The organism is Achromobacter sp. MYb9 (assembly GCF_002975275.1).
Taxonomy (GTDB): domain Bacteria; phylum Pseudomonadota; class Gammaproteobacteria; order Burkholderiales; family Burkholderiaceae_B; genus Achromobacter.
The window spans coordinates 1-20,997 of the sequence record NZ_PCOQ01000009.1 but is presented as its reverse complement, the minus strand read 5'-3'; the positions used below and the strand labels follow the sequence as shown (position 1 = coordinate 20,997).

Annotated in this window: 23 protein-coding genes; 9 read left to right on the top strand and 14 right to left on the bottom strand. The window is 65.7% G+C overall.

Annotation, left to right across the window (positions count from 1 at the left end; genetic code table 11):
• Positions 1-8: 8 nt before the first annotated feature.
• From CQ050_RS14960 to CQ050_RS14940, 5 genes are all read right to left on the bottom strand, one after another.
• The gene (locus CQ050_RS14960; protein WP_105557628.1) at positions 9-698 is read right to left on the bottom strand and encodes an AroM family protein; all 690 of its coding nucleotides are present in this window, start codon (positions 696-698) and stop codon (positions 9-11) included.
• Positions 695-1,624: a DUF1177 domain-containing protein gene (locus tag CQ050_RS14955; RefSeq protein ID WP_105557627.1), complete on the bottom strand. Its 930-nt coding sequence runs from the start codon at positions 1,622-1,624 to the stop codon at positions 695-697. Before CQ050_RS14955 ends, CQ050_RS14960 begins: the two co-directional genes overlap by 4 nt.
• Positions 1,621-2,325: a dipeptidase PepE gene (pepE, locus tag CQ050_RS14950; protein ID WP_105557626.1), complete on the bottom strand. Its 705-nt coding sequence runs from the start codon at positions 2,323-2,325 to the stop codon at positions 1,621-1,623. The genes CQ050_RS14955 and pepE overlap by 4 nt, the downstream gene beginning before the upstream one ends.
• 88 nt (positions 2,326-2,413) lie before the next feature.
• Positions 2,414-3,181, bottom strand: a complete 768-nt coding sequence (locus CQ050_RS14945) for an IclR family transcriptional regulator (protein ID WP_105557625.1) — start codon at positions 3,179-3,181, stop codon at positions 2,414-2,416.
• A gap of 134 nt (positions 3,182-3,315) precedes the next feature.
• Entirely contained in the window at positions 3,316-4,356 is a 1,041-nt protein-coding gene (locus CQ050_RS14940; RefSeq protein WP_105557624.1) for a metal-dependent hydrolase, read from the bottom strand.
• Positions 4,357-4,490: 134 nt separating this feature from the next.
• On the opposite strand from CQ050_RS14940, the gene CQ050_RS14935 reads away from it, so the two are divergent.
• The 3 genes from CQ050_RS14935 to CQ050_RS14925 all read left to right on the top strand — a co-directional run bounded on the left by CQ050_RS14935 (position 4,491) and on the right by CQ050_RS14925 (position 6,434).
• Entirely contained in the window at positions 4,491-5,129 is a 639-nt protein-coding gene (locus tag CQ050_RS14935; protein WP_105557623.1) for a DedA family protein, read from the top strand.
• Between the two features lie 16 nt (positions 5,130-5,145).
• A complete protein-coding gene (locus tag CQ050_RS14930; RefSeq protein ID WP_105557622.1) occupies positions 5,146-5,682 on the top strand; it encodes a hypothetical protein in 537 nt (178 codons plus the stop codon).
• Between the two features lie 101 nt (positions 5,683-5,783).
• Positions 5,784-6,434: a dUTPase gene (locus CQ050_RS14925; protein WP_105557621.1), complete on the top strand. Its 651-nt coding sequence runs from the start codon at positions 5,784-5,786 to the stop codon at positions 6,432-6,434.
• A gap of 51 nt (positions 6,435-6,485) precedes the next feature.
• Here CQ050_RS14925 and CQ050_RS14920 read toward each other — a convergent pair whose 3' ends face one another.
• The 6 genes from CQ050_RS14920 to CQ050_RS14895 form a co-directional block, all read right to left on the bottom strand.
• A complete protein-coding gene (locus CQ050_RS14920) occupies positions 6,486-7,598 on the bottom strand; it encodes an NADH:flavin oxidoreductase/NADH oxidase (protein ID WP_105557620.1) in 1,113 nt (370 codons plus the stop codon).
• Positions 7,599-7,692: 94 nt separating this feature from the next.
• Positions 7,693-8,463, bottom strand: coding sequence for an ectoine/hydroxyectoine ABC transporter ATP-binding protein EhuA (gene ehuA, locus CQ050_RS14915; RefSeq protein WP_105557619.1), 771 nt, complete (start codon positions 8,461-8,463; stop codon positions 7,693-7,695).
• A complete protein-coding gene (gene ehuD / locus CQ050_RS14910; RefSeq protein ID WP_105557618.1) occupies positions 8,460-9,131 on the bottom strand; it encodes an ectoine/hydroxyectoine ABC transporter permease subunit EhuD in 672 nt (223 codons plus the stop codon). Before ehuD ends, ehuA begins: the two co-directional genes overlap by 4 nt.
• Entirely contained in the window at positions 9,128-9,781 is a 654-nt protein-coding gene (gene ehuC / locus CQ050_RS14905) for an ectoine/hydroxyectoine ABC transporter permease subunit EhuC (RefSeq protein ID WP_105557617.1), read from the bottom strand. Before ehuC ends, ehuD begins: the two co-directional genes overlap by 4 nt.
• A 10-nt stretch (positions 9,782-9,791) precedes the next feature.
• Positions 9,792-10,706 carry an ectoine/hydroxyectoine ABC transporter substrate-binding protein EhuB gene (gene ehuB, locus CQ050_RS14900; RefSeq protein WP_105557616.1) on the bottom strand — a complete coding sequence of 305 codons (915 nt, stop codon included), beginning with the start codon at positions 10,704-10,706 and terminating at the stop codon, positions 9,792-9,794.
• Between the two features lie 229 nt (positions 10,707-10,935).
• A complete protein-coding gene (locus CQ050_RS14895) occupies positions 10,936-12,090 on the bottom strand; it encodes an ABC transporter substrate-binding protein (protein ID WP_105557615.1) in 1,155 nt (384 codons plus the stop codon).
• A gap of 254 nt (positions 12,091-12,344) precedes the next feature.
• On the opposite strand from CQ050_RS14895, the gene CQ050_RS14890 reads away from it, so the two are divergent.
• Both CQ050_RS14890 and CQ050_RS14885 read left to right on the top strand, forming a co-directional pair.
• The gene (locus tag CQ050_RS14890; protein WP_006227908.1) at positions 12,345-12,770 is read left to right on the top strand and encodes an OsmC family protein; all 426 of its coding nucleotides are present in this window, start codon (positions 12,345-12,347) and stop codon (positions 12,768-12,770) included.
• Positions 12,771-12,893: 123 nt separating this feature from the next.
• Positions 12,894-14,183 carry an Nramp family divalent metal transporter gene (locus CQ050_RS14885; RefSeq protein ID WP_105557614.1) on the top strand — a complete coding sequence of 430 codons (1,290 nt, stop codon included), beginning with the start codon at positions 12,894-12,896 and terminating at the stop codon, positions 14,181-14,183.
• An 88-nt stretch (positions 14,184-14,271) separates the two neighbouring features.
• Here the strand turns inward: CQ050_RS14885 and CQ050_RS14880 are convergent, their stop codons facing one another.
• Positions 14,272-14,493: an XRE family transcriptional regulator gene (locus tag CQ050_RS14880; RefSeq protein WP_105557613.1), complete on the bottom strand. Its 222-nt coding sequence runs from the start codon at positions 14,491-14,493 to the stop codon at positions 14,272-14,274.
• Between the two features lie 181 nt (positions 14,494-14,674).
• Positions 14,675-15,292 carry a TetR/AcrR family transcriptional regulator gene (locus tag CQ050_RS14875; RefSeq protein WP_105557612.1) on the bottom strand — a complete coding sequence of 206 codons (618 nt, stop codon included), beginning with the start codon at positions 15,290-15,292 and terminating at the stop codon, positions 14,675-14,677.
• An 83-nt stretch (positions 15,293-15,375) separates the two neighbouring features.
• Here CQ050_RS14875 and CQ050_RS14870 point away from each other — a divergent pair, with 83 nt between their 5' ends.
• Positions 15,376-16,659, top strand: a complete 1,284-nt coding sequence (locus CQ050_RS14870; protein ID WP_105557611.1) for an MFS transporter — start codon at positions 15,376-15,378, stop codon at positions 16,657-16,659.
• A 15-nt stretch (positions 16,660-16,674) separates the two neighbouring features.
• Here CQ050_RS14870 and CQ050_RS14865 read toward each other — a convergent pair whose 3' ends face one another.
• Positions 16,675-17,382, bottom strand: coding sequence for a GntR family transcriptional regulator (locus CQ050_RS14865; protein ID WP_105557610.1), 708 nt, complete (start codon positions 17,380-17,382; stop codon positions 16,675-16,677).
• A 128-nt stretch (positions 17,383-17,510) separates the two neighbouring features.
• Between CQ050_RS14865 and CQ050_RS14860 the strand changes: the two genes are divergently transcribed.
• The 3 genes from CQ050_RS14860 to CQ050_RS14850 are packed head-to-tail and all read left to right on the top strand — an operon-like array spanning position 17,511 to position 20,640.
• Positions 17,511-18,506, top strand: a complete 996-nt coding sequence (locus CQ050_RS14860; RefSeq protein WP_105557609.1) for a tripartite tricarboxylate transporter substrate binding protein — start codon at positions 17,511-17,513, stop codon at positions 18,504-18,506.
• Between the two features lie 41 nt (positions 18,507-18,547).
• On the top strand, positions 18,548-19,348 hold the full coding sequence (locus CQ050_RS14855; RefSeq protein ID WP_105557608.1) for an enoyl-CoA hydratase-related protein: 801 nt from the start codon (positions 18,548-18,550) through the stop codon (positions 19,346-19,348).
• A gap of 20 nt (positions 19,349-19,368) precedes the next feature.
• Positions 19,369-20,640: a CaiB/BaiF CoA-transferase family protein gene (locus CQ050_RS14850; protein WP_105557607.1), complete on the top strand. Its 1,272-nt coding sequence runs from the start codon at positions 19,369-19,371 to the stop codon at positions 20,638-20,640.
• Positions 20,641-20,997: the final 357 nt, after the last annotated feature.

The following is a 20,997-nucleotide window of genomic DNA, read 5'->3' as shown; positions in this document are numbered from 1 at the left end:
ACTCTCCGTTATTCCAATAATTGCGACAGCGCCTGGGCGACCAGGCGATTGGACAGCAGGACCGGCCGGCCCGATGCTTGCGCGACCCGTTCGCGCATGCGGGCGGCATAGCCCATGCAATGCATGACGATCAGGTCGCACGACGCCAAAGCCTGGCCCGCTTGCGCGAAATTGCGCGCCGCTTGTTCGGCGTCAGCCTCGTAAGGCGAGGCGTGCACCACCTGCGTCTCGCAGGACAGCGGCACGGCCATATGAAAGAAATCGACCTGCTCGGCCAACGGCACCACCAGCCCTACCTTGCGGCAGTGCTGCGACAAACCGGCGACCAGATGGTCGACCACCTGCTGCGGTTCAACAACCAGCGTGCGCATCGGCGCAATGGCCGTGCCCGTGCACAGCGGCACCAGCACGTCGTAGCCCGCGCCGTCTGCCTCTTGCATGACCTGCGCCAAACGCGCTTCGGCCGCCGCGGCATCCAGTTGAATCTGAGCGCCGTCGCGCAGGCGCGTCGCGAAACGGTACTCGCCATCCCGGGGGGCCATGGCGGCAAGCGCCGCGGCATCCAGTCCATCCAGCGCGCCGAACTCGTCAATTCGCACGGTATCGCCCAGCAGCCGCGCCATCTCGGGCACGACATCGCTGCGCGGCGATTCGCCGATGGTGAAGAAGGCCACGCGGCGCGATTGCGGCGCGCTCATGCCGCACCGCCGTCTACGCGGCCCACGGTCTGCAGATGCGCCATCGAACCGTAGCGGGCTTGCAGCGCGCCCCATTCCGCGTCGTCGAAGAACGTCATCGTGCGCTGGCCAAACAGCTTGGCGATCTCGATGCAGAAACGCATCGCGACGTCGGCGTCGACGGCGTTCGTGACGCCCGTCGCGCAACCGGGCACGGTGGTCTGCGCGGTCAGCGCCACGCCCACCACCGGCGCATCCGTCACGATGGCGGGCTGCATCAGCGAGTTGACGTGCCACAGGCCGTTCTCATACGGCGTGATGTCTTGCGTGGTCAGCGGCAAGGTCACGGGCAGTTCGCCACTGACCCAGCCCATCACGTCCAGCATCGTTTCCGGGATGCGCAGTAGATAGCCTTGCTTGGCGACCGGCGTCAGCGCCACGCCGCGCTTGTTGACCAGCCGGTTGCCGCGCGTCGTATCCACCGACAGGATCGCGTCCATGCGCGGATCCACCTCGTGCGACATCATTTCGCGCATGGGAAACGGCGAACGCATCATCGGTACCGGGTGGTGCGGGCGCGTGCCGGCGCGCGGACAGATATGGGTGCGGATGCGCACGGTGCCGGGCATGACGTCGCCCTGGCGCGCCATCGCCATCAGCTTGAGGGCCGCGGCGATGGCGACCACCGCGCCGTCGCTGTCGGACACCAGCCCCGTGACCGCCGGGCGCGCGCCGATGCCGCCCAGGCGGCCCACGATGCCCAGCTGCGGCGCGGCGTCATCCGCGCCGGGGATCACGATGGACAGGAAATCCGTCGCCGCGCCGTCGCGCTCAAGGCGCGTGACGTCCACCTCGCACTTACCGGCTGCGCGCAGCGCTTGCGCCACGGCGTCGCCCGTGATGTGGGCGGATGACAGCAGTTCAATGGCGTCGATCACTTGCTTCATGCCGAGATCTCCAAGGGGCCCGGGCGGAATACGCGCGGCTCGGCCTGGCCCAGGAACAGCGGCGCATCATGCGGCCCGATCAGCGCGACCTTGCCGCCGCGCACGCGCAGTGCGGCGCCTTCGGGCAAACCCAGCACCGGCATCGTCGGATTGAGCGTGCAGAATTCGGCCAGGCGCTGGGCGCGCGTTTCGCCACGGTGCCCGGGCGGATGGGCGTTGGTGTAGTGCGGGTTGATCTGGAACGGCAGCAGACCCAGCGCGTCGAAGCCGCCCGGGTCCGTGATGGGCATGTCGTTGGTGGTGCAGATGCTGGGGCAAGTCAGGTTCGAGCCCGCGCTCCAGCCCAGATAGGCGGCACCGGCCCGCACGCGACGCGCGACGACGTCCAGCAGGCCTTGGCGGCGCAACTGGCCCAGCAGATTGAAGGTGTTGCCGCCCCCCACGATGATGACCGCAGCACTGTCCAGCGCGGCCACCGGATCTGCCGCGCGATGCAGGCCCTGGATGGCCAGGCCGGTATCGGCCAGCGCCGAAACCACCAGCGCCGTGTAGTCGTCCCAGTCGCGCGTAACGCCCGCGAACGGCACGAAGACGGCCGGCGCGCCTGCCGGCAGGGACGCGATCAGTTCGCGGATGTCCGGCATGGCGTGGGCCAGATAACCGGCATCGCTGCTGGAATTGCTGAGTAGCAAGAGGTTCATGGAGGAAGGTTCCGTTAAGGGTTCTGAAGAATTCCGGGGTGTTCTGGATTGCGCCACGCGGACGCAGCGCGAAAGGGCAAACGTCGGGTCAGGCCAGCCAATAAGGGTCGTTCAGTTCGCGGCCCAGCGCGGCCACCTGCTGCAGCACCGATTCACGCAAGCGCGCCACCCGGGCGGCGTCGGCCTGGAACGACACGAACGACAGGCAGAGTCCGCGCAATTCGCCCGTTGCGGGGTCGCGCACCGCCGCCGCCACCGCGCCGATGCCGGGCATGGCTTGATCGATGGCCACGCCGCAATGGTCCGCGCGCGTCTGCGCGACCAAGCGGGCCAGGTCGCCGACAGTCGCCGGGCAGTCACGGCCTTCCATCGGCAGGGGCAGCGCCGGATCGGTGCCATACAAGGCCTGGAATTCGGCATCGGTCAGGCGCGACAGCAATGCCCGGCCCATGGCGGTGCCCGAGGCGTTGCGGCGGGATCCGGGCGGCGACAGCACTTGCACCGGATGCGACCCGTTCAACCGCTGCAACACCACGGTTTCGCGCTGGTTAAGCGTGGAGAGATAGGCCGTCAGTCCGCTGTCGTCCGACAAGCGGGCAAGCACCGCGCGGCAGGCTTCGTCCAGCGGCGTGGCGGCCATGCCGGCGCGCACGGCCTGCGCCAGCAAGGCGCCCGGACGATAGCGGCGCGTGGCCGCGTCCTGGTCCAGCATGCCGTAGTGCTGCATCTGGTTCAGCAGCCGCGAGGCCGTGCTCTTGGGCATGGCCAGGCGCGCCGCGACGTCGGTGAAGCTCAGTTCCACCGCGCCTTCGGCGTATAGCGCCAGAACGCGTTGAACTCCGTCTAGAATGCTCATTCTTGTTCCATAAAACGGAACTTAAGTTCCTTAATTGGGAACAGAATAATGCACGCAAGCAAAGACGGTCAACACCGAACAGTCAGCTGCAAATGGCTTAGTTCATTTGAATGGCGGGAAGACCGGCGGCGCGCTTACTTCGTCGTCAGCTCCGACCATTCCGCCAAAGGCAGCGGCGGCTGCGAATGCAGGATGCGTGCCAGCACAAGTTTCAATTCCGCCCACCCGCCCCGTTCGCTGGGCCAGACGGCTGGCGTCACCGGCTTCCACTCGCCGTTCGCCGCGCGCTCGGCCATCTTGAAGCGGAAGGTGTAATGCCCCGCCATGCCCATGCGCAGATCGGACACCACCAGCGCGTCGCCGATCGCGTCATAGCGCAGCCACCCGTCCGTGAACCAGCGCAGGCGCTGGTGCAGGGGCACGTCGGCCAGCGTGCGGGAAAGATCCAGGTTCAGCGGCTGGCGCAGCCACTCCGGTGGAGCGCGGTCGAACAGGCTGCTGACCGATTCGTAGTAATCCCCGTCGGCCGTCTTGGCGATGACGCGCCACACCAGCGTGTTGAACGGCATCGACACGGCCCGCAGTTCCGTGACGGCGATGCCTTGCTGGCGCATCGCGTCGCGTACCCGGTCTTCGGCCATGATCCGGCCAGCCAGGCCGAAACCCAGATAGGCGGTGCTGAAGATCAAGGCAGCCGCCAGCAGGCGGCGCGCGCGGTCCGTCATGCCGACCGCGATGGCGAACAGCACGGCCGCCAGCAAGGGCACCGTATAGACCGGATCGATGATGAAGATGGCGGACCAACTTTCGGGGATGGGCGTGAACGGCCAGAACAGCTGTGTGCCGTAGACCGTGAAGGCGTCCAGCACCGGGTGCGTCACCAGCACCAGCCATAAGGTCAGGAACAGCCTTCGGCCGCTGTAGGGTGCCTGCGGCCAGTATTTGCGCATCAGCCACGTCAGCAGCAGCGCCAGGCCGGTCAGCACGAACAGCGAATGGGAAAAGCCCCGGTGATAGGTCATGAGCGAAACCGGGTCCGGATAGTGCATCAGCACGTCCAGGTCGGGCACCGTGGCCAGCGCCGCCCCGTAGATCAGCGCCCGGCGCCCTTGGAAGCGCCCCAGCATGACGCCTTGTATGCCCGCGCCCAGCACGGCTTGTGTCACTGAATCCATAATTCCCCGATACGTCGCATCATTTCAGATAGCCTCGAGCCTGTTAACACTAAAAAGCCCTAGATAACATTTGGCCACCGAAGCAGGCGTTAAGATACTCGATTGCTTTCAGCTACTTTTCAGATTTCGCCTTCATGGACCAATACATTGACAAGATCGGCCTCTTCATCGAGGCCAACCAGGTGTGGGCGGGCCCGATCACCTTCCTGCTGACCCTGGGCGAATCCATGGTCCTGCTGGGCCTGTTCATCCCCGCGACGGCGCTGATGTTGCTGACCGGCGGCCTGATCGGCGCCGGCACGCTCGAGCCCTGGAGCGTCATCGCCTGGGGCATCGCGGGGGCCATCGTCGGCGACGCACTGTCATATTGGCTAGGGCGCTGGGCCGGGCCCGGCGTCTTGCGCCGCTGGCCGCTCAAGCAGCAGCGCACCGGCGTGGCGCGGGCGCGCCTGTTCTTTTACCGCTACGGCTTCGCATCGGTGCTGATCGGCCGCTTCCTGGGCCCGATCCGGTCCACCATCCCCACGGTCGCCGGCGTGATGGGCATGGCGCAAAGCCGCTTCCAGCTGGCCAATGTGCTGTCCGCGTTGCTGTGGATGCCGCTGATGCTGGCGCCTGGCTACATCACCGCGCGCAGCCTGGGCACCGCGGAAAACGCCCAACAGATCGCCATGATGATCGGCGCAGGCCTCTCCGTACTGCTAGGATGCGGACTTCTGCTCGCCATGGTCCGCAAGCGCCGTCAACCGGCCAGGGTCCGGCGCGGCAACTGAACCGAAAGAGGGAGTCATGGCGATAGACCTGGAGCCGAAGAACGGCGATTTCGCGCGCTATATCGAGAATCTGACCAACGCCGGCGGCATCACCCCCGGCCGGGTCCCCGATAAGCGCGAAGCCGCCCGGCAAGCGGCCTCGCCCGCAGCCGTGCCTGTGCCCGCGCCCACTTCCGAGCCCCTGTCCACCGCGCCTTGGGGCAAGCCGGCGCCGCCGCCCTTGCAGTCCCGGCGCGACGCGGCCTCCCCTGGCTCCACGGCGCCGGTCCAGAATGATGAAGGCACGGTGTCGATGGCCCGGCAGGCTCGGCAACGCAAGATAGGCGCCATCCTGACCGTCGCCGGCATCCTGGCGGGCTGGGCCGCCGTCACCATCGGGTTCCGCGTGCTTCGCAGCCCGCAGTTCGATCTGGACGCGCTGGTGCCCGCGATCTTCCTGGGATTCTTCGCGTTCATGCTGGTCAAGGCGGCAGGCGCCGCGCGCAAACCGGGTAAAGCGCTGCTGGGCAAATTGCCCCCGCTGAAATCGTCCTACCGCAAGGATGGCGACTGACACCGCGCGCACCGACGACGGCGTGGCCAAGTGCTAACATTTCCGCCGCGATTGAATAGCCCTTATAGAACCCCGGAGTGAAAGTGAATAACGTTGTCGGATTGAACCAGGCCCAAGCGGCCACGATGCTGAAGCTGCAAGACCACTTGAACAGCATGATCAATCCCGACTGGGTCAACGGCGGAGCCCGTTTCCTGCGCGCCGCGTTCGTCGAGTCCGCCGAAGCCCTGGAGCACTACGGCTGGAAGTGGTGGAAGAAGCAGACCATCGACCTGCCCCAGGTGCAGATGGAACTGGTCGACATCCTGCACTTCTACCTGTCCCACACGATCGTCGAGGCCCGCGGCCAGCTGGATGACGCCGCCGCGGCGTTGATGGCCGACCTGGCCACGCCGCCCACGGTCGTGCTGGACGGCAAGACCCATCCGCTGAACGGCCTGCCCGTGCCGGAACTGCTGGAACTCATCGGCGGCCTGGCCGTCTGCGGCCGCGCCAGCTACAAAGTGCTGGAACAGAGCATGACGGCGTGCGAAATGACCTGGAACGACGCCTACACGCAATACGTGTCGAAGAACGTGCTTAACATCTTCCGCCAGCAGCACGGCTACAAGGAAGGCACCTACATCAAGATCTGGAACGGCGAAGAAGACAACGTCGTGCTGGCGCGCCTGCTGTCGCAGCTGGACCCGACCCGCGCGGATTTCGCCGACGAGCTGAACCGCGAGCTGGAACAGGCGTATTCGCGCCTGTAGGCCGCACGTTGAACTGAATGAAAAACGCCGCGTCGACGCGGCGTTTTTCATTCAACGTTGGCCGAAGCGGGTCTCGCCGAACAGTTCCTTCAGCTCGCGCGGCTGCGAACGCCAATATTGGTGTGGGGCAGCCACCTGGCCACCCAGTTGCGCCGCGGCGTGCCATGGCCAACGGGGGTCGTAGAGCATGCCGCGGGCCAGCGCGACCATATCGGCCTGCCCTTGCGCCAGGATGTCTTCGGCCTGCTGCGCCTCGGTGATCAGCCCGACGGTGATCGTGGGCATGCCGACCTTGCGTTTGATCGCTTCCGCGAACGGGACCTGGTAGTTGGGTCCCACCGGGATCTTCTGCCGCGACGACACGCCGCCGCTGGATACATCGATGAACTCGCAGCCGCGCGCTTTCAGCGCCTGCGCGAAGACCAACGTCTGTTCCAGGTCCCAACCGCCTTCGACCCAGTCGGTGGCCGACACGCGCACGCCAAGCGCCACGCCCGACGGCGTGGCCTTACGCAATGCGTCGAACACTTCCAGCGGAAACCGCATACGGTTTTCCAGTGAACCGCCGTAAACGTCCTGACGCTGGTTCGACAAGGGCGACAGGAATTGATGCAGCAGATAACCGTGCGCGGCGTGCAATTCGATGGCGTCGAAGCCCAGGCGAATGGCGCGGCGCGCGCTGTCCACGAAGGCGTCGCGCACGCGCGCCAGGCCGGCCTCGTCAAGCGCGTGGGGCGGTGGTTCGGACGCATTGTGGGCGATGGCCGACGGCGCCCAGCCCTGCCAGCCGCCATCGGCGGGCGGCACCAGCTGGCCGCCGTTCCAGGGCGCATCGCTGGACGCCTTGCGGCCCGCATGGCCTAGCTGGATGCCCAGCTTGATGGGGGAATAGCGGCGTATCGCGGCCACCACACGGCCCAACGCGGCCTCTGTCTCGTCGGACCAGAGGCCCAAGTCCCCCGGAGAGATGCGGCCGTCGGGTTCGACGGCGGTGGCTTCGGTGAACAACAGCGCGGCGCCCGACAAGGCAAGATGGCCCAGATGGATCATGTGCCAGTCGGTGGCACAGCCGTCTTCGGCCGAATACTCGCACATGGGCGCGATAACAATGCGGTTGGCAAGCGGAACGTTGCCGACCGCCGTGGGACTGAACAGGTGACTCATGCTGGGGCCTCCGGGCCATTGGACGCCACAGCATAGCGTCCGCCGCCAGCGTCCATCCCAATCCCAACGCCCCCGTCAGGGTTAAGCGGCGCGGCTACTGGCCTTCGATCACGCATTCCAGGAACTGCCGCGTGCGCGCCTCTTTCGGCTGGCTGAACAGCACGGAGGATTCGGCGTCCTCGACGATATTGCCTTCATCGAAGAACAGCGTGCGGTCGGAACTGCGCTCGGCGAACTTCATCTGGTGGGTCACGATGATCATGGTCATGCTGCGGCGGGCCGACAAGTCCCGCAGGATCTGCAGGATGCCACCCACCAGCTCGGGGTCAAGCGCGGATGTCACCTCGTCGAACAGCATGATCTCGGGGCACATGGCCAGGGCACGGGCGATGCCCACGCGCTGCTTCTGCCCGCCGGACAATTGGGCGGGGTAGACATCCAGCTTGTCGCCCAGCCCGACCATGTCCAGGTACTCCACGGCGCGTTCCCGCGCCTGGTCTTTCGGCAGGCCCATCACATGCACCGGCGCTTCCATGGCGTTGCCCAGCGCCGTCATGTGCGGGAACAGGTTGAAGTGCTGGAACACCATGCCGATCTTGCCGCGCACGCGGCGCAGGTGTTCGGAGTTGGGTCCCACGGGACGGCCCTGCTCGTCCTTCCACATCGATTGCCCATCGACCTCGATATCTCCGCTGGTGGGCCGGTCCAACGTCATCAGCACGCGCAGCAAGGTGGACTTGCCCGAGCCCGACGGGCCGATCACCGCCACCGTCTGGCCCGCCGGAATCTCCAGGTTGATGCCACGCAGCACCTCCAGCTCCCCGTAGCGCTTGTGCAGGTTCTTGATGTTCAAGCTGGCGCTCATCGTTTTCCTCCATATCGTTGCAGGCGGGCCTCCAGGCCGCGCACGCCCCACGCCGCCATCAGGCTCAGGGCCAGAAACAGCAGGCCCACCAGCGTCAGGGGTTCGGTGTACCGGAACGTCGCCGACCCGATCATCTTGCTTTGCTGCAACAGTTCCACCACGGTAATGGCCGACAGCAGCGGCGTGTCCTTGAACATCGCCACCAGGTAGTTGCCCAGCGCCGGCACCACGGGCGGGATCGCCTGCGGCAGCACCACGCCCACCGCCGTGCGCCAGCGCGACATGTTCAAGGCGGTAGCCGCCTCCCATTGCCCGCGCGGAACGGCCTCGATGCCGGCGCGGTAGACCTCGGCGCAGTACGTCGCGTAGTGCACGCCCAGGGCCACGATGCCCGTCATCAGCGGCGACATCTGCACCCCCGTCAACGGCAGCACGTAGAAAAGGAAGTACATCTGCACCAGCAGTGGCGTGCTGCGCACGAACTCGATCACGAACGCCGCAGGCAGCGACACAATATGCAGCCGCGAGCGCCGCAGCATCGCCAGCACCAGGCCCAGCGTGACCGCCACCAGCATGCCCAGCACCGTCGCCTGAATGGTGATGACCAGCGCGGAGGCCAGCGTGGGCAGGATCTCCAGCGCGAAAGACCAGTCGAATATCGGTGTCATCGGATGCGGACCCTCCGCTCAAGCAGGCGAACGCCCGCCGTGATCAGCAAGGCCACCGCGAAGTACAGCAGCAACATCAAGCCGAAGATCTCGGTCGTGCGCAGCGTTTCACTGCGCAGCAACTGGCCGCGGAAGGTCAGGTCGGCAATGGTGATCAGCGACACCAGCGCCGTGTTCTTCATCAGTTCGATCAGCAGGTTGCCGGCGGGTGGCAGCATGGCGGGCACCGCCTGGGGCACCACGATGCGGCGCAGGATCTGCGCGCGCGTCAGATTCAACGCGACCCCGGCTTCGCGCTGGCCGGGCGGCACGGCGCGGATGGCGCCGCGCACCACTTCGGCCCCGTACGCGCCGGCGTTCAACGCCAGCACCACGATGCCCACCAACATGGCCGGCAACTGGACGCCGAACAACGGCAGCACGAAATAGAACCAGAACAGCTGCACCAGGGCCGAGGTTCCCCGGAAGACCTCGACATACGTCGACGCCAGCCAGCGCACCGGCCGCAACGGCGACAGCCGCCCGATGCCCGCCACCAAGGCAAGGGGCACCGCAAGTACCACGGCGCCCGCCATGACCTGGAGCGTGACGGTCAGCCCTTCAAGCAACGGGGGCAGCAGCTCCGCGATGGGCTCTGAAACAAGTGACATTCGCGCCCCCTTACTTTCCGGCGCAGAGCTTCGCAGCCGTCATGCCCTGGGGTAGCTCCTGGTCGGTGAAGCCGAACGGCGCCACCAGTTTTTTGTGCTCGTCGGTGCCAAGGTACTTGGCCAGTTCCGCATTGAAGGCATCGGCGAACGCCTTGTCGTCGGTGCGGAACGCATAGGCGCCGTAGCCGCGCACGTCCTTGCCGTCGATCACCGGGTCCGTGAACGGTTCGGCCTTCTCCAAGTCGCTGCCGGCCTGCGTCTTGCCCATCAGGTCGTTGACGGTCAGCCCGGTGGCGGCATAGGCGTCGGCCCGGCCGGCCTGCACGCCGGACAGCGCGCTGACGGCGTCCGGAAACACCACGACCTGGCCCGCTGGAATTTTCACTTTCTGGGCGTACTCGCCTTCGATCGCCCCGACCACCACGCCCAGCTTGGCGTCGGGGTTCTTCACCACGTCTTCATAGCTGTGCAGGTTCTTGGGGTTGCCCTTTTTCACCAGGAATGCCTGCCCCACCCCGTACGTCGGATCGGAGAACGCCACTTGCTGGCAACGTTCCGGCGTCACATACATGCCGGCGGCGATGATGTCGAAACGCTTGGCGGCCAGGCCGGGAATGAGCGAACCGAATTCGGTCAGCACGCCTTCCACTTCGTTGATGCCCATGCGCTTGAGCACCACGCGTGCAATCTCAACGGATTCGCCCGTGATCTTGGCGTCCTTGCGATCCATGTACGCGAATGGCGCCTCGTTGGCATAGCCGATGCGGATCTTGCCGGCGGCCTTGGCGGCTTCCAGCGTGTTCGCGGCGCCCGCCGCCGCGCCGCCCGCCGCCGGAGCGGCTTTATCGCCGCCCGAGTCGGAACACGCGGCCAATACGCTAAGGCTCAGGGCCAACAACAGGCGTCTGGATCGAAACAAGGTCATGGATTTTTTCTCCCAAATCTATTTCTAGGTGCATGGCTTCACTAAAAATAATACGCTATTAAATGATTTCGATACGAATGATGTGGGCGTAAAAAAGCAGGCGTAGGCCTGCTTTTAGGGACCGATGCCCTATGGAACGTCAGTAAATGCTACAAGACGTAGATATTTATACCAACGCCCCCGACGGGCCTGCCCCCCGGGTCTGCCCCCGGGTCTGCGGCCGGGTGTATCACTGCGCGTAGGAAAACCGGCCGTTCTTGACGACGCCCATCACGCGCGCCCGTTCGTCGAACCCCTGATGGTTGTCCTTCGAAATATTGAGCACGCCGTTGGGCACGACCAAATCGCGCGTGTTCTCCAGGGCATCGCGCAGGGCGACGCGGAATTCCGGCGTGCCGGGCTTGGCGCCCGTCTTCAGCGCCCGGGCCACCGCGGAATCCAGCAACATCCAGGCGCCATAGGCGTCCCCCGCGAACTGCGTCAGGGTGTTGGCGCCGTACTGGCCCTCGTATTTGTCGGCAAACGCCACGGCCACTTTCTTGACCGGGTTGCTGTCGGGCAGCTCACGCGCCACCACTCCCGGGCCGGTCGGGAACAAGGTGCCCTCGACGTCCTTGCCGCCGACTTGCAGGAATTCCAGCGTGCCGATGCCATGGGTCTGGTAGATGGCGCCGGTGTAGCCGCGTTCCAGCAGCGTCTTCTGCGGCAAGGCGGACGGCGTGCCCGCGCCCGCGATCAGCACCGCGTCCGGCTTGGCGGCGATGACCTTCAACGCCTGGCCCACCACCGACGCATCCGTGCGCTGAAAACGCTCCTGCGCCACGATGTTCAGGTCGTTGCCGGCGGCGGCGGTGAATTCCTTCCACCAGCTGTCGCCGTACGAATCCGCGAAGCCGATGAAAGCCACGTTCTTCAGCCCCTTCTTCTTCATGTCTTCGACCAGCACGGCCGCCATCAGCGAGTCGTTCTGCGGCATCTTGAACGCCCAGGCGCGCTTGGGGTCGGACAAGGGTTCCACGATGACGCTGGAGGCGGCCAGCGCGATCATCGGCGTCTTCGTTTCGGCCAGCACGTCCAGCCCGGCCAGCGCGGCGGCCGTGGTGTTGGGGCCGACGATGGCGTCGACCTTGTCTTCCGAGGTCAGTTTGCGCAGGTTCTTCACCGCGCGGCTGACGTCGGTGCCATCGTCCAGCACCACGTAGCGCGCCGGTTCGCCGCCCAAGGTGTTCGGCCACAGGCGGATCGCGTTGTTGGTCTGAATGCCGATGGCGGCAGCGGGGCCCGTGGTGGATACGTCCACGCCAATCACGACTTCAGCTTGGGCGGACAAAACGGGAAAGACCAGCGCGGCGGCGCAGGCGTAGCGTAGGAAATGGCGGGGCATGACAACGGCTCTCGGGTGAAATGGAAGCGATGCCGCTATTTTGCCTGATGCGACTCGCCCGCTCGGGCCCGCCGTTACATCGGCTTGCGTTACATCGGCTTGCCGTTGCGCACGGGTCGATTCCGCCCCCGCCCTGCGCGCTCGCCGTATCATCGACGATGCCGCCTTCGGCAACATGCGCCGCCCGCCACGGCGGATCGCATCCCTGCACCCGACGCGCCCGCAATGGGCGCGCCCCCTCAACAGGAGTCACCATGAAGAAAACCGCATCCGCCGCCTGGTCGGGCGATCTGAAGACTGGCAAGGGCACGATCTCCACGCAAAGCGGCGCGCTCAAGAGCCAACCCTACGGCTTCAATACGCGCTTCGGAGACACCCCTGGCACCAACCCCGAAGAATTGCTGGGCGCCGCCCATGCTGGCTGCTTCACCATGGCTCTGTCCAACATCCTGTCCGAATCCGGCCTGGTCGCCACCAGCCTGGACACGAAGGCTGAAGTGACGCTGGACAAAGTGGACGACGGGTTCTCCATCACCGCCGTCCACCTGACCGTGGAAGCCGTCATCCCCGGCGCCACCGCGCAAGCTTTCGAGGAAGCCGCGCGCAAGGCCGAAACCGGCTGCCCGGTATCGAAGGTGTTGAAGGCCAAGATCACCATGGACGCCAAGCTCAAGTCCTGATCTTTCTGAAATGGCGCGCGCGGGCGGCGCGCCATTGGGCACCCCTATCCCCGTCTTGCCCAAAATCAATTTGACGGCCGACGCGCACTTCTAGAAAATGAGAACCATTCTCAGGAGTGTCGCATGACCGGATTCATCTACGCGATATCAGGCGGCAGAGCCGCCCTTGCGCAAGACGCCCAGCTATCGGCGAATCTGCGGCGCATGGTCGGATCGGGCATCCTGGTGGCCGTCGGCTACATCGATCCGGGCAACTGGGCCACCGACATCGCGGGCGGCAGCGGCTTCGGCTACGGGCTGTTGATGGTTGTCATCACCTCGGCCTTCCTGGCGCTGGGCTTCCAGATTCTGGTATCGCGCCTGGCCTTGGCCACCGGACAAGACTTGGCCACCCTGACGGCCCGGCACCTGCCGCACGGTTGGTCCAAAGCCGCCTGGCTGGCCGGCGAGGCCGCCATCCTGGCCACTGCGCTGGCCGAACTGATCGGCGGCGCGATCGCGTTGCGCCTGTTGTTCGGCCTGCCCCTGATCGCCGGCGTGGCCGTGACCGGTGTCGGCACCTTCGCCGTGCTGGCGCTGACCCGCGGCAACGCCGACCGCCATGAACGCGTCATCGCGATGCTGCTGGCGGTCGTGGCCGCATCGTTCGTGTTCCTGCTGTTCAAGGCCAATCCGGCGTGGACGGAAGTCGGGCATGGCGTGACGCAGACCGGCCGCGCCCTGCGCGATCCGCAGGGCTTCCTGATCGCCCTGGGCATCCTGGGCGCGACCCTGATGCCGCACAACCTCTATCTGCATTCCGGCTCGCTGGCGCAACGCGCGCAAGCGCTACCCTCGACCGCCCGCGACATGGCGATGCGCCTGGCCCGCAACGACACCATCGTGTCGCTCGGCGTGGCCATGCTGATCAATTCGGCCATCATGATCGTGGCGGCGGCTTCGCTGTCGGGATCGGGGCTGATCGTCTCCAGCCTGGACGACGCCCACGCGGTGATCGGCCAGACGCTGGGCGTCGGCGCCGCCATCGTCTTCGCCGTGGCGCTCTATGCCGCGGGCCAAAGCTCGACCATTACGGGCGTGCTGGCTGGCCGCATCCTGTCCAAGGGCTTCCAACTGCGCAGCAACTGGTCCGACCGCCGCCGCGCCCTGATGACCCGCCTGGTCGCGGGCGCCGCCGCGGTTGGCCTGCTGGTCTTCACCGGCGGCAAGGATCCCGACGAACTGCTGGTGCTAAGCCAGGTCATCCTTAGCCTGGCGCTGCCTTTCGCGTTGGGACCGCTGGTGGTGCTTGCTTGCCGCAAGGGCGTGATGGGCCAATACGCGCTACGCGGCGCCTGGGCGTGGGCCGCCATCAGCGCCACGGTCGGCATCGTGGTGTTGGACGGGTACCTGCTGGTCGACATGGCGGTCTAGGCCTTCGCCGCCTGCCGTCCCACAGAGCCCGAGGCCATGAAAAAAAACGCCAGCATCTGCTGGCGTTTTTTTGGCTGACCGCTTGCGCTCAGTGGCGGGCGGAGATGACCGGATGCTGCTGCCGGCCGGCGTCCATGTCGTGCAGCACTTCGCCGACGGCGCCACCCCACAAGGCCAGGCGCGCTTTCAAGCGCAGCCAGCTGCCACGGGCGAAGGGGCTGGACAGGGTTTCCGCTTTGACGGCCTCGCGGATCAAGGACCGCTCCAGCGCATCCGACATACGGGCATTTTTCAACGCGGTATCGCTCATGATTCTCTCCTTGAGAAAGCGCGATGTGGAACAACACAAATTCATGTTAGATCCGCGTTTGCTGCGTTGCAACGTAAATTTCAACCATTATTTTGTTCGTTGCGCAATGGGTACAAACACCACCATTACGGTGCATTCGGCACCACATTAAGCACCGTTGTTGTGCAGTGCAATAAACCGTTCAGCCAGGCACATGGGCCTGGATCAGCTTATCGGCCATTTCGGCAACCCGTCCCGCCGGCCCGCCCGCGCCGAATAGCTGGCTGGAAACGAACGCGCCCTCGATCAACAGCAGCAAACCATCGGCCAGCGCCTGGGGATCGGCCGCGCCCATGCCCGCCGCCATCTCGTTCAAACGGCGCCGCAACATCAGCTTGTGTTCGACGGCGACTGCCCGGGCCGGGTGCTCGGATTCGGGATACTCGACCGCCGCGTTGGTCAGGCCGCAGCCTCGATAACCGTTTTGCACGGCGCGCTTGCCCAGCCCGGACAGGTAATCCAGCAATTGCGCCCGGGGGTCACCCGGATGGGCGGCGCAGGCGGCATCGAAACGCGCCCAGAATTCGGCGTCGTAGTCGCGCAGATAGGTGGCCGCCAGCTCGTCCTTGGACGAAAAGCTGCGGTACAGGCTGGGCTTGGTCACGCCCGCCTGGGTCACGATGGCGTCTACCCCGACCGCGCGGATTCCGTCGCGATAGAACATTTCGCGCGCGGTCTTGCGGATGCGGTCGGCCGCCAGCAGGGGTTTGGGTGCCGGGATGCCTGGCGTCACGGACGGGGCGGGGGGTTTGCTGGCCATTCGGGTCTCCATCAAATAGTGCTTGACGATGTTACTGACCGGTACGTACCATTCGCAAACCTTAATACGTACCGGTCAGTAACATGAGTATAGCCCAGCCCCCTATCCCGTTCCGGCGTGCCGGCCAGAAGTACGCGTTTGTCGTGGTCGCGGTCATTTTCCTGTCATTGCTGGTGTCGGCCGGCCTACGCTCGTCGCCCAGCGTCCTGCTGGTGCCGCTGGAAGAAGCCTTTGGCTGGAGCCGCAGCTCGATTTCGTTCGCTGCCGCAGTCGGCATCTTCCTTTATGGGCTGATCGGTCCCTTCGCCGCCGCGGCGATGGAACGCTTCGGCCTGCGCCGCATCCTGATTGGCGCCCTGCTCCTGATGTCAGCCTCCAGCGCCGTCAGCGCGTACATGACCGAACCGTGGCACCTGATGATGACCTGGGGCGTGTTCTCGGGCATCAGTTCCGGTGCAGTGGCGTCGGTATTGGGCGCGACGATCGTCAATCGCTGGTTCACCAAGCACCGCGGCCTGGTCATGGGCCTGTTGACGGCCAGCACCGCCAGCGGCACGCTGGTCTTTTTGCCCGTGCTGGCCACGCTGGCCTCGTCCGGCGATTGGACCCGGGTGGTCTGGACCGTGGCGGCCGCCGCTGCGGCGCTGGTGCCGCTGGCCTGGTGGCTGGTGCCCGACCGCCCCTCCAGCGTCGGCCTGGTGCCGTTCGGCAGCGACCCGGATGCGGCGCCGGCTCCCGTCGCGCCGCGCACCGGCATGGTGGCGGCCACTTTCGGCGCCCTGGCCCGCGCTGCCAGGACGCCCACCTTCTGGTTCCTGTTCGCCACATTCTTCATCTGCGGCTTCACCACCAACGGCCTGGTTGGCACGCACTTGATCGCGCTGTGCGGCGACCACGGCATGTTGGAAGTGCAGGCCGCCGGTCTGCTCGCGATCATGGGCATTTTCGACTTGGTGGGCACGACGGCATCGGGATGGCTGACCGACCGCTACGACCCGCGCAAACTGCTGTTCGTCTACTACGCCCTGCGCGGCCTGTCGCTGATCTACCTGCCCTATTCCGACTTCTCGTTCTACAGCCTGTCGATCTTCGCGATCTTTTTCGGTCTGGACTGGATCGCCACGGTGCCGCCCACGCTGCGGCTGACGACGGAAGCCTTCGGCGAGCGTGACGCCGCAATCGTGTTCGGCTGGATCGTCGCGGGCCACCAATTGGGCGCGGCAAGCGCCGCCTGGATGGCCGGGGCCATCCGCGAAGCGCAAGGCAGCTACATGATGGCCTTCGTGATCTCGGGCTTCACGGGGCTGATCGCCGCCGTGATCGCGCTGCGGATCGGCAGAAAGCAGCTGGCGGCGCAGCCGGCCTGAGCCGGCTCGCCCCGTTCAGGCTTTGACCGCGGCGCCCGGGCGGCCACGAAGGTTGTAGGCCTTCTTGCCGCCCACATGCTTGCGGATCAGCGTTTCGGCGCGTTTACCGTCGCGCGCCATCAGGGCCTGAACAAACGCCTCGTGGTCCGCCACTGCGGTCGTCCATTCGTCAAGATCGAAATTGGACTTGTAGCGCAACGCCTGAACCTGCAGGTTCAGGCGGTCATAGGACTGGGTCAGCGCCGGATTGTGGGCGGCGCGATTGATGGCGATGTGCGTGCCCATGCTGGCCGCGAAATACGCCCGGATATCCCGCTTCTCATAATTTTCAAGCATCTGCGCATGCAAGCCTGCGATCTGCGCAAGCTCCGCGTCCGATGCGCGCTCGGCGGCGCTACGCACCGCCAACCCCTCCAGCACGGACAGCACATCGAAGATGTTCTCGATGTCGTCGGCTGACAGCTCGATCACCATGGCCCCGCGCTTGGGCTGCAACGCCACCAGTCCGTCCGAGGCCAGCATCCGGTAGGCCTCGCGCAATGGCGTGCGCGAAATCTTCAGTTGTTCGCACAGGTCCCGCTCGTTGAGCCAGGTGCCCGGCTTGAGCGTGCCGTCGATGATCATTTGCCGTAGCCGCTCGGCAACGACCGCCGGCAAGGTGGGATGGTGGATGGCCAAATCCGGGACGGACACGTCCGGAATCAGGGTTTCAGGGTTAGCCATGAGTTGTTCACGCTCGCAACATCGATTATTTTTGTATCTGGTATACCAGACACCAAAGGCATACCAACCTGACCCCATCATAAATCAAGCAACACCCGGGCAGGCCTCATCCACCAAGGAGACTCACTATGAACAAGCATGTTCGCGGCTGGACACGCGCATTGACGCTGACAGCCAGTCTGGCCGCCGTTGCCCCTGCCCTGGCGCAAGACCCGGCGAAGTGGCCGGAACGCCCCATCCGGCTGGTCGTCGGCTTTGTACCGGGCGGCGGCACCGACGTGTCGGCCCGCATCGTTTCCGCGCGCCTGTCCACGTTGCTGGGCCAGCAGATCGTGGTCGAAAACAAACCGGGCGCGTCCGGATTGATCGCGGCCGACTACGTCGCCAAGGCCGACCCGGATGGCTACACGCTGCTGCTGGCCAACATGCAATCCACGGTCGCCGCCCCCTATGTCGTGCAATCCAGCATCGATCCCATCCGCGACTTCACCGCGGTGCGCTACATCGGATCGGTGCCCAACGTGCTGGTCGTGAATCCGGCCAAACACGGCTACGCCACCGTCCAGAATCTGGTTGACGACGCCCGCGCCAAGCCCAAGCAACTGCTATACGCCTCGTCCGGGATGGGCAGCCCCCAACATCTGAGCGCCGCGCGTTTCTCGCAGATCGCCGGCGTGTCGATGGAGCACGTCCCCTACAAGGGCAGCGGCCAGGCAATGACCGACCTGCTGGGCGGCAGCGTGGACATGAACTTCGACACCCTGCCTGGCGCGATCAACCAGATCCAGGCTGGCAAGCTGCGCCCGCTGGCGGTGACCAGCGCGGAACGCAGCAAGCGGCTGCCCGACGTGCCGACGCTTGCCGAATCCGGCATCAAGGGCCTGGACATCGTGCAGTGGTACGCGGTGCTGGCGCCCGCCAAGTTGCCCCGCCCGATCCTGGACAAGCTGGACCGCGCGCTGGCGCAGACCCTGGCAGACCCCGAGATTGTGGCCAAGCTGGCCGACCAGGGGATGGACCTGCGCGGCGGGCCGCAGACGCCCGCGGCATTCGCGACCTATGTGCAGGACGAATGGACCAAGTACGGCAAGCTCACCAGCAGCCTTGGCCTGACGAAACAATGATCCCTGCGGGGTTCGCCCCCGCGTCTGACGAAAGGAACACCATGAGCGCTACCTCTACCCCCGACTCCTCGCCCATTCTGCTGCAACGCGACGGCGACATCGCGACCGTGGTGCTGAACCGCCCGGCAAAACTCAACGCATTCACGATCGACGGCTGGCGTCTGCTTGGCGACATCTTCCTGGAACTGGACCGCGACGACGGCGTGCGCTGCGTGGTGCTGCGGGGCGCGGGCGAGAAGGCGTTCTCGCCCGGCAACGACATCAGCGAATTCGAAACGGCGCGCAGCAACAAACGGCAGGCGGTGGAGTACGGCGCCGTCATGCGCCGCACGATCGAGGCCATCGGCGGCTGCCGCCACCCCGTTGTCGCGCAAATCCACGGCATCTGCGTCGGCGGCGGGTTGGAAATCGCCAGCTTGGCCGATCTGCGCATATGCGGTGAAAGCTCGCGGTTTGGCGTCCCGATCAAGAACCTGGGACTGGTGATGTCGTACTCGGAACTGGCGCCGCTGGTGCGCCTGGTCGGGCCGACGACCGCGCTGCAAGTGCTGCTGGAAGGCACGATATTCGACGCCACCGAAGCCTTGCGGCTGGGCGTCGTCACCCGTGTCGTGCCGGACGATCAGGTGGCCGAACAGGCACAGGCCGCCGCGCGCCGCATTGCCGACGGGGCGCCTCTGGTGGCGCGCTGGCACAAGAAGTTCGTGCGCAACCTCGTCCAGGGCAAAGCCTTGACCGACGCCGACCGCGACGAAGCCTTCGACTGCTTCGATACCGAGGACTTTCGCGCTGGCTACCGCGCTTTCCTGGCCAAGGCTAAACCGCAATTCAGCGGCCGTTGAACAGACATCAAGGAACATGCATGCATAACGATATCCGCGGCCCCGGCCGCCCGCTGACCGCCAATGCCGATGCGCCCGCCGGCGCGCTGGCCGGCATGCGCGTGATCGAGTTGTCGCAAATCATGGCCGGCCCGACCTGCGGCATGATGCTGGCCGATCTTGGCGCCGACGTCATCAAGGTCGAGAAAATAGATGGCGGCGACGATTCCCGCCAATATCGCGACCCGCAGATCAACGGCATCTCGGCGCCCTACCTGATGCTCAACCGCAACAAGCGCGCCATCGCGCTGGACCTGAAACATCCCGAGGGCAAGAAGGTCTTGCTGCGCATGATCCGGGACGCCGACGTCGTGACCGAGAACTTCCGCAAAGGCACGATGGAAAAGCTGGGCCTGGGCTACGACACCCTGCGCAAGGAAAACCCGGGCCTGATTTATTGCGCCGTATCGGGCTACGGCACCACCGGCCCCTACGCCGACAAGGGCGGATTCGATCTGGTGGCGCAGGGATTTTCGGGCTTGATGGCCATTACCGGCGAACCCGGCGGCCCGCCGTTGCGCACGGGAAACTCCGTGGCCGACATCAATGCGGGCCTGCTGGCGGCGTTTGGCGTATTGGCCGCGTATCAGCACAAGCAGCGCACCGGCGAGGGCCAGATCGTAGAGACCTCGCTGCTGGAGGCCAGCTTGCAGCAGCTATATTGGCACGCCGCGATCTACTTCGGCAGCGGCGTGTCGCCCGGCCCCACCGGATCGGCGCATGTGCTCAGCGCGCCATACCAGGCGTTTCCCACCGGCACCGACTGGATCATCATCGGTGGCGCGAACGAGAAGAACTGGCAACGCATCACGCAAGCGCTGGGCAAGCCGGAATGGGCGGACGATCCGCGCTTCGCGCGCAACCGCGATCGCATGAATAACCGCGACGAACTGGTGGCGGAGATGTCGGCCATCCTGGAGACGCGCAGCGCGCAGGAATGGCTGGACGTTTTCGACCAGGCCGGCGTGCCCGCCGGACCGGTGCATTCGATCGCGCAGGCGCTGTCGCATCCGCAGACGCTGGCGCGCGGCATGGTGGTGGAACAGGACCACCCGGTCGCGGGCAAAGTGCGCACCGTCGGCATGCCCGTGAAGCTGTCGGCCACGCCTGCGCAATACCACCGCGCGGCGCCCAGGCTGGGTGAAGACACCATCGCGATCCTGGGGGAGTTCGGCTACGGCCAGCAGGAAATCGACGCACTGGTCGAAGCTGGAGTCGTCATGGCCGTGGACCGTGAACGCGCACCGGCTTAGAACGTTCTTAGCTGGATGGCTGACGGTGGGTTGTGAGGCAGGGTTCTTGAGTCGCCAGCGTCCGAACTGCGGGATTCCGATGCTCGCCCCGGTGGGGCTGCGCTTCGGATCCCTCCGCCCGGCCACCGGCTCACGGCATCTGCCCATGAACGGGGTCCAAAACCAACGCATGAGGCCGCCGTCAGCCGAGGATCCCGGAGTCTTCCGAAGCGCAGCCCCACCGGGGCGAGCATCGGAATGACGCGGGGAGGCCTCGGCGGCTAAAGAACTCGGACATCCGCAAGCTCGATGCCCTACTCGACCTCGCCCAGATAAGCCGCGCGCACTTTGGGGTCGTGCAGCATGTCGCCGGCGGGC

What these genes read in the sequence shown, in the direction of transcription:
- CQ050_RS14960 (WP_105557628.1), bottom strand. Translation starts at nt 698, where the DNA reads ATGAGCGCGCCGCAATCGCGCCGCGTGGCCTTCTTCACCATCGGCGAA.
- CQ050_RS14955 (WP_105557627.1), bottom strand. Translation starts at nt 1,624, where the DNA reads ATGAAGCAAGTGATCGACGCCATTGAACTGCTGTCATCCGCCCACATC.
- pepE (WP_105557626.1), bottom strand. Translation starts at nt 2,325, where the DNA reads ATGAACCTCTTGCTACTCAGCAATTCCAGCAGCGATGCCGGTTATCTG.
- CQ050_RS14945 (WP_105557625.1), bottom strand. Translation starts at nt 3,181, where the DNA reads ATGAGCATTCTAGACGGAGTTCAACGCGTTCTGGCGCTATACGCCGAA.
- CQ050_RS14940 (WP_105557624.1), bottom strand. Translation starts at nt 4,356, where the DNA reads ATGGATTCAGTGACACAAGCCGTGCTGGGCGCGGGCATACAAGGCGTC.
- CQ050_RS14935 (WP_105557623.1), top strand. Translation starts at nt 4,491, where the DNA reads ATGGACCAATACATTGACAAGATCGGCCTCTTCATCGAGGCCAACCAG.
- CQ050_RS14930 (WP_105557622.1), top strand. Translation starts at nt 5,146, where the DNA reads ATGGCGATAGACCTGGAGCCGAAGAACGGCGATTTCGCGCGCTATATC.
- CQ050_RS14920 (WP_105557620.1), bottom strand. Translation starts at nt 7,598, where the DNA reads ATGAGTCACCTGTTCAGTCCCACGGCGGTCGGCAACGTTCCGCTTGCC.
- ehuA (WP_105557619.1), bottom strand. Translation starts at nt 8,463, where the DNA reads ATGAGCGCCAGCTTGAACATCAAGAACCTGCACAAGCGCTACGGGGAG.
- ehuD (WP_105557618.1), bottom strand. Translation starts at nt 9,131, where the DNA reads ATGACACCGATATTCGACTGGTCTTTCGCGCTGGAGATCCTGCCCACG.
- ehuC (WP_105557617.1), bottom strand. Translation starts at nt 9,781, where the DNA reads ATGTCACTTGTTTCAGAGCCCATCGCGGAGCTGCTGCCCCCGTTGCTT.
- ehuB (WP_105557616.1), bottom strand. Translation starts at nt 10,706, where the DNA reads ATGACCTTGTTTCGATCCAGACGCCTGTTGTTGGCCCTGAGCCTTAGC.
- CQ050_RS14895 (WP_105557615.1), bottom strand. Translation starts at nt 12,090, where the DNA reads ATGCCCCGCCATTTCCTACGCTACGCCTGCGCCGCCGCGCTGGTCTTT.
- CQ050_RS14890 (WP_006227908.1), top strand. Translation starts at nt 12,345, where the DNA reads ATGAAGAAAACCGCATCCGCCGCCTGGTCGGGCGATCTGAAGACTGGC.
- CQ050_RS14885 (WP_105557614.1), top strand. Translation starts at nt 12,894, where the DNA reads ATGACCGGATTCATCTACGCGATATCAGGCGGCAGAGCCGCCCTTGCG.
- CQ050_RS14880 (WP_105557613.1), bottom strand. Translation starts at nt 14,493, where the DNA reads ATGAGCGATACCGCGTTGAAAAATGCCCGTATGTCGGATGCGCTGGAG.
- CQ050_RS14875 (WP_105557612.1), bottom strand. Translation starts at nt 15,292, where the DNA reads ATGGCCAGCAAACCCCCCGCCCCGTCCGTGACGCCAGGCATCCCGGCA.
- CQ050_RS14870 (WP_105557611.1), top strand. Translation starts at nt 15,376, where the DNA reads ATGAGTATAGCCCAGCCCCCTATCCCGTTCCGGCGTGCCGGCCAGAAG.
- CQ050_RS14865 (WP_105557610.1), bottom strand. Translation starts at nt 17,382, where the DNA reads ATGGCTAACCCTGAAACCCTGATTCCGGACGTGTCCGTCCCGGATTTG.
- CQ050_RS14860 (WP_105557609.1), top strand. Translation starts at nt 17,511, where the DNA reads ATGAACAAGCATGTTCGCGGCTGGACACGCGCATTGACGCTGACAGCC.
- CQ050_RS14855 (WP_105557608.1), top strand. Translation starts at nt 18,548, where the DNA reads ATGAGCGCTACCTCTACCCCCGACTCCTCGCCCATTCTGCTGCAACGC.
- CQ050_RS14850 (WP_105557607.1), top strand. Translation starts at nt 19,369, where the DNA reads ATGCATAACGATATCCGCGGCCCCGGCCGCCCGCTGACCGCCAATGCC.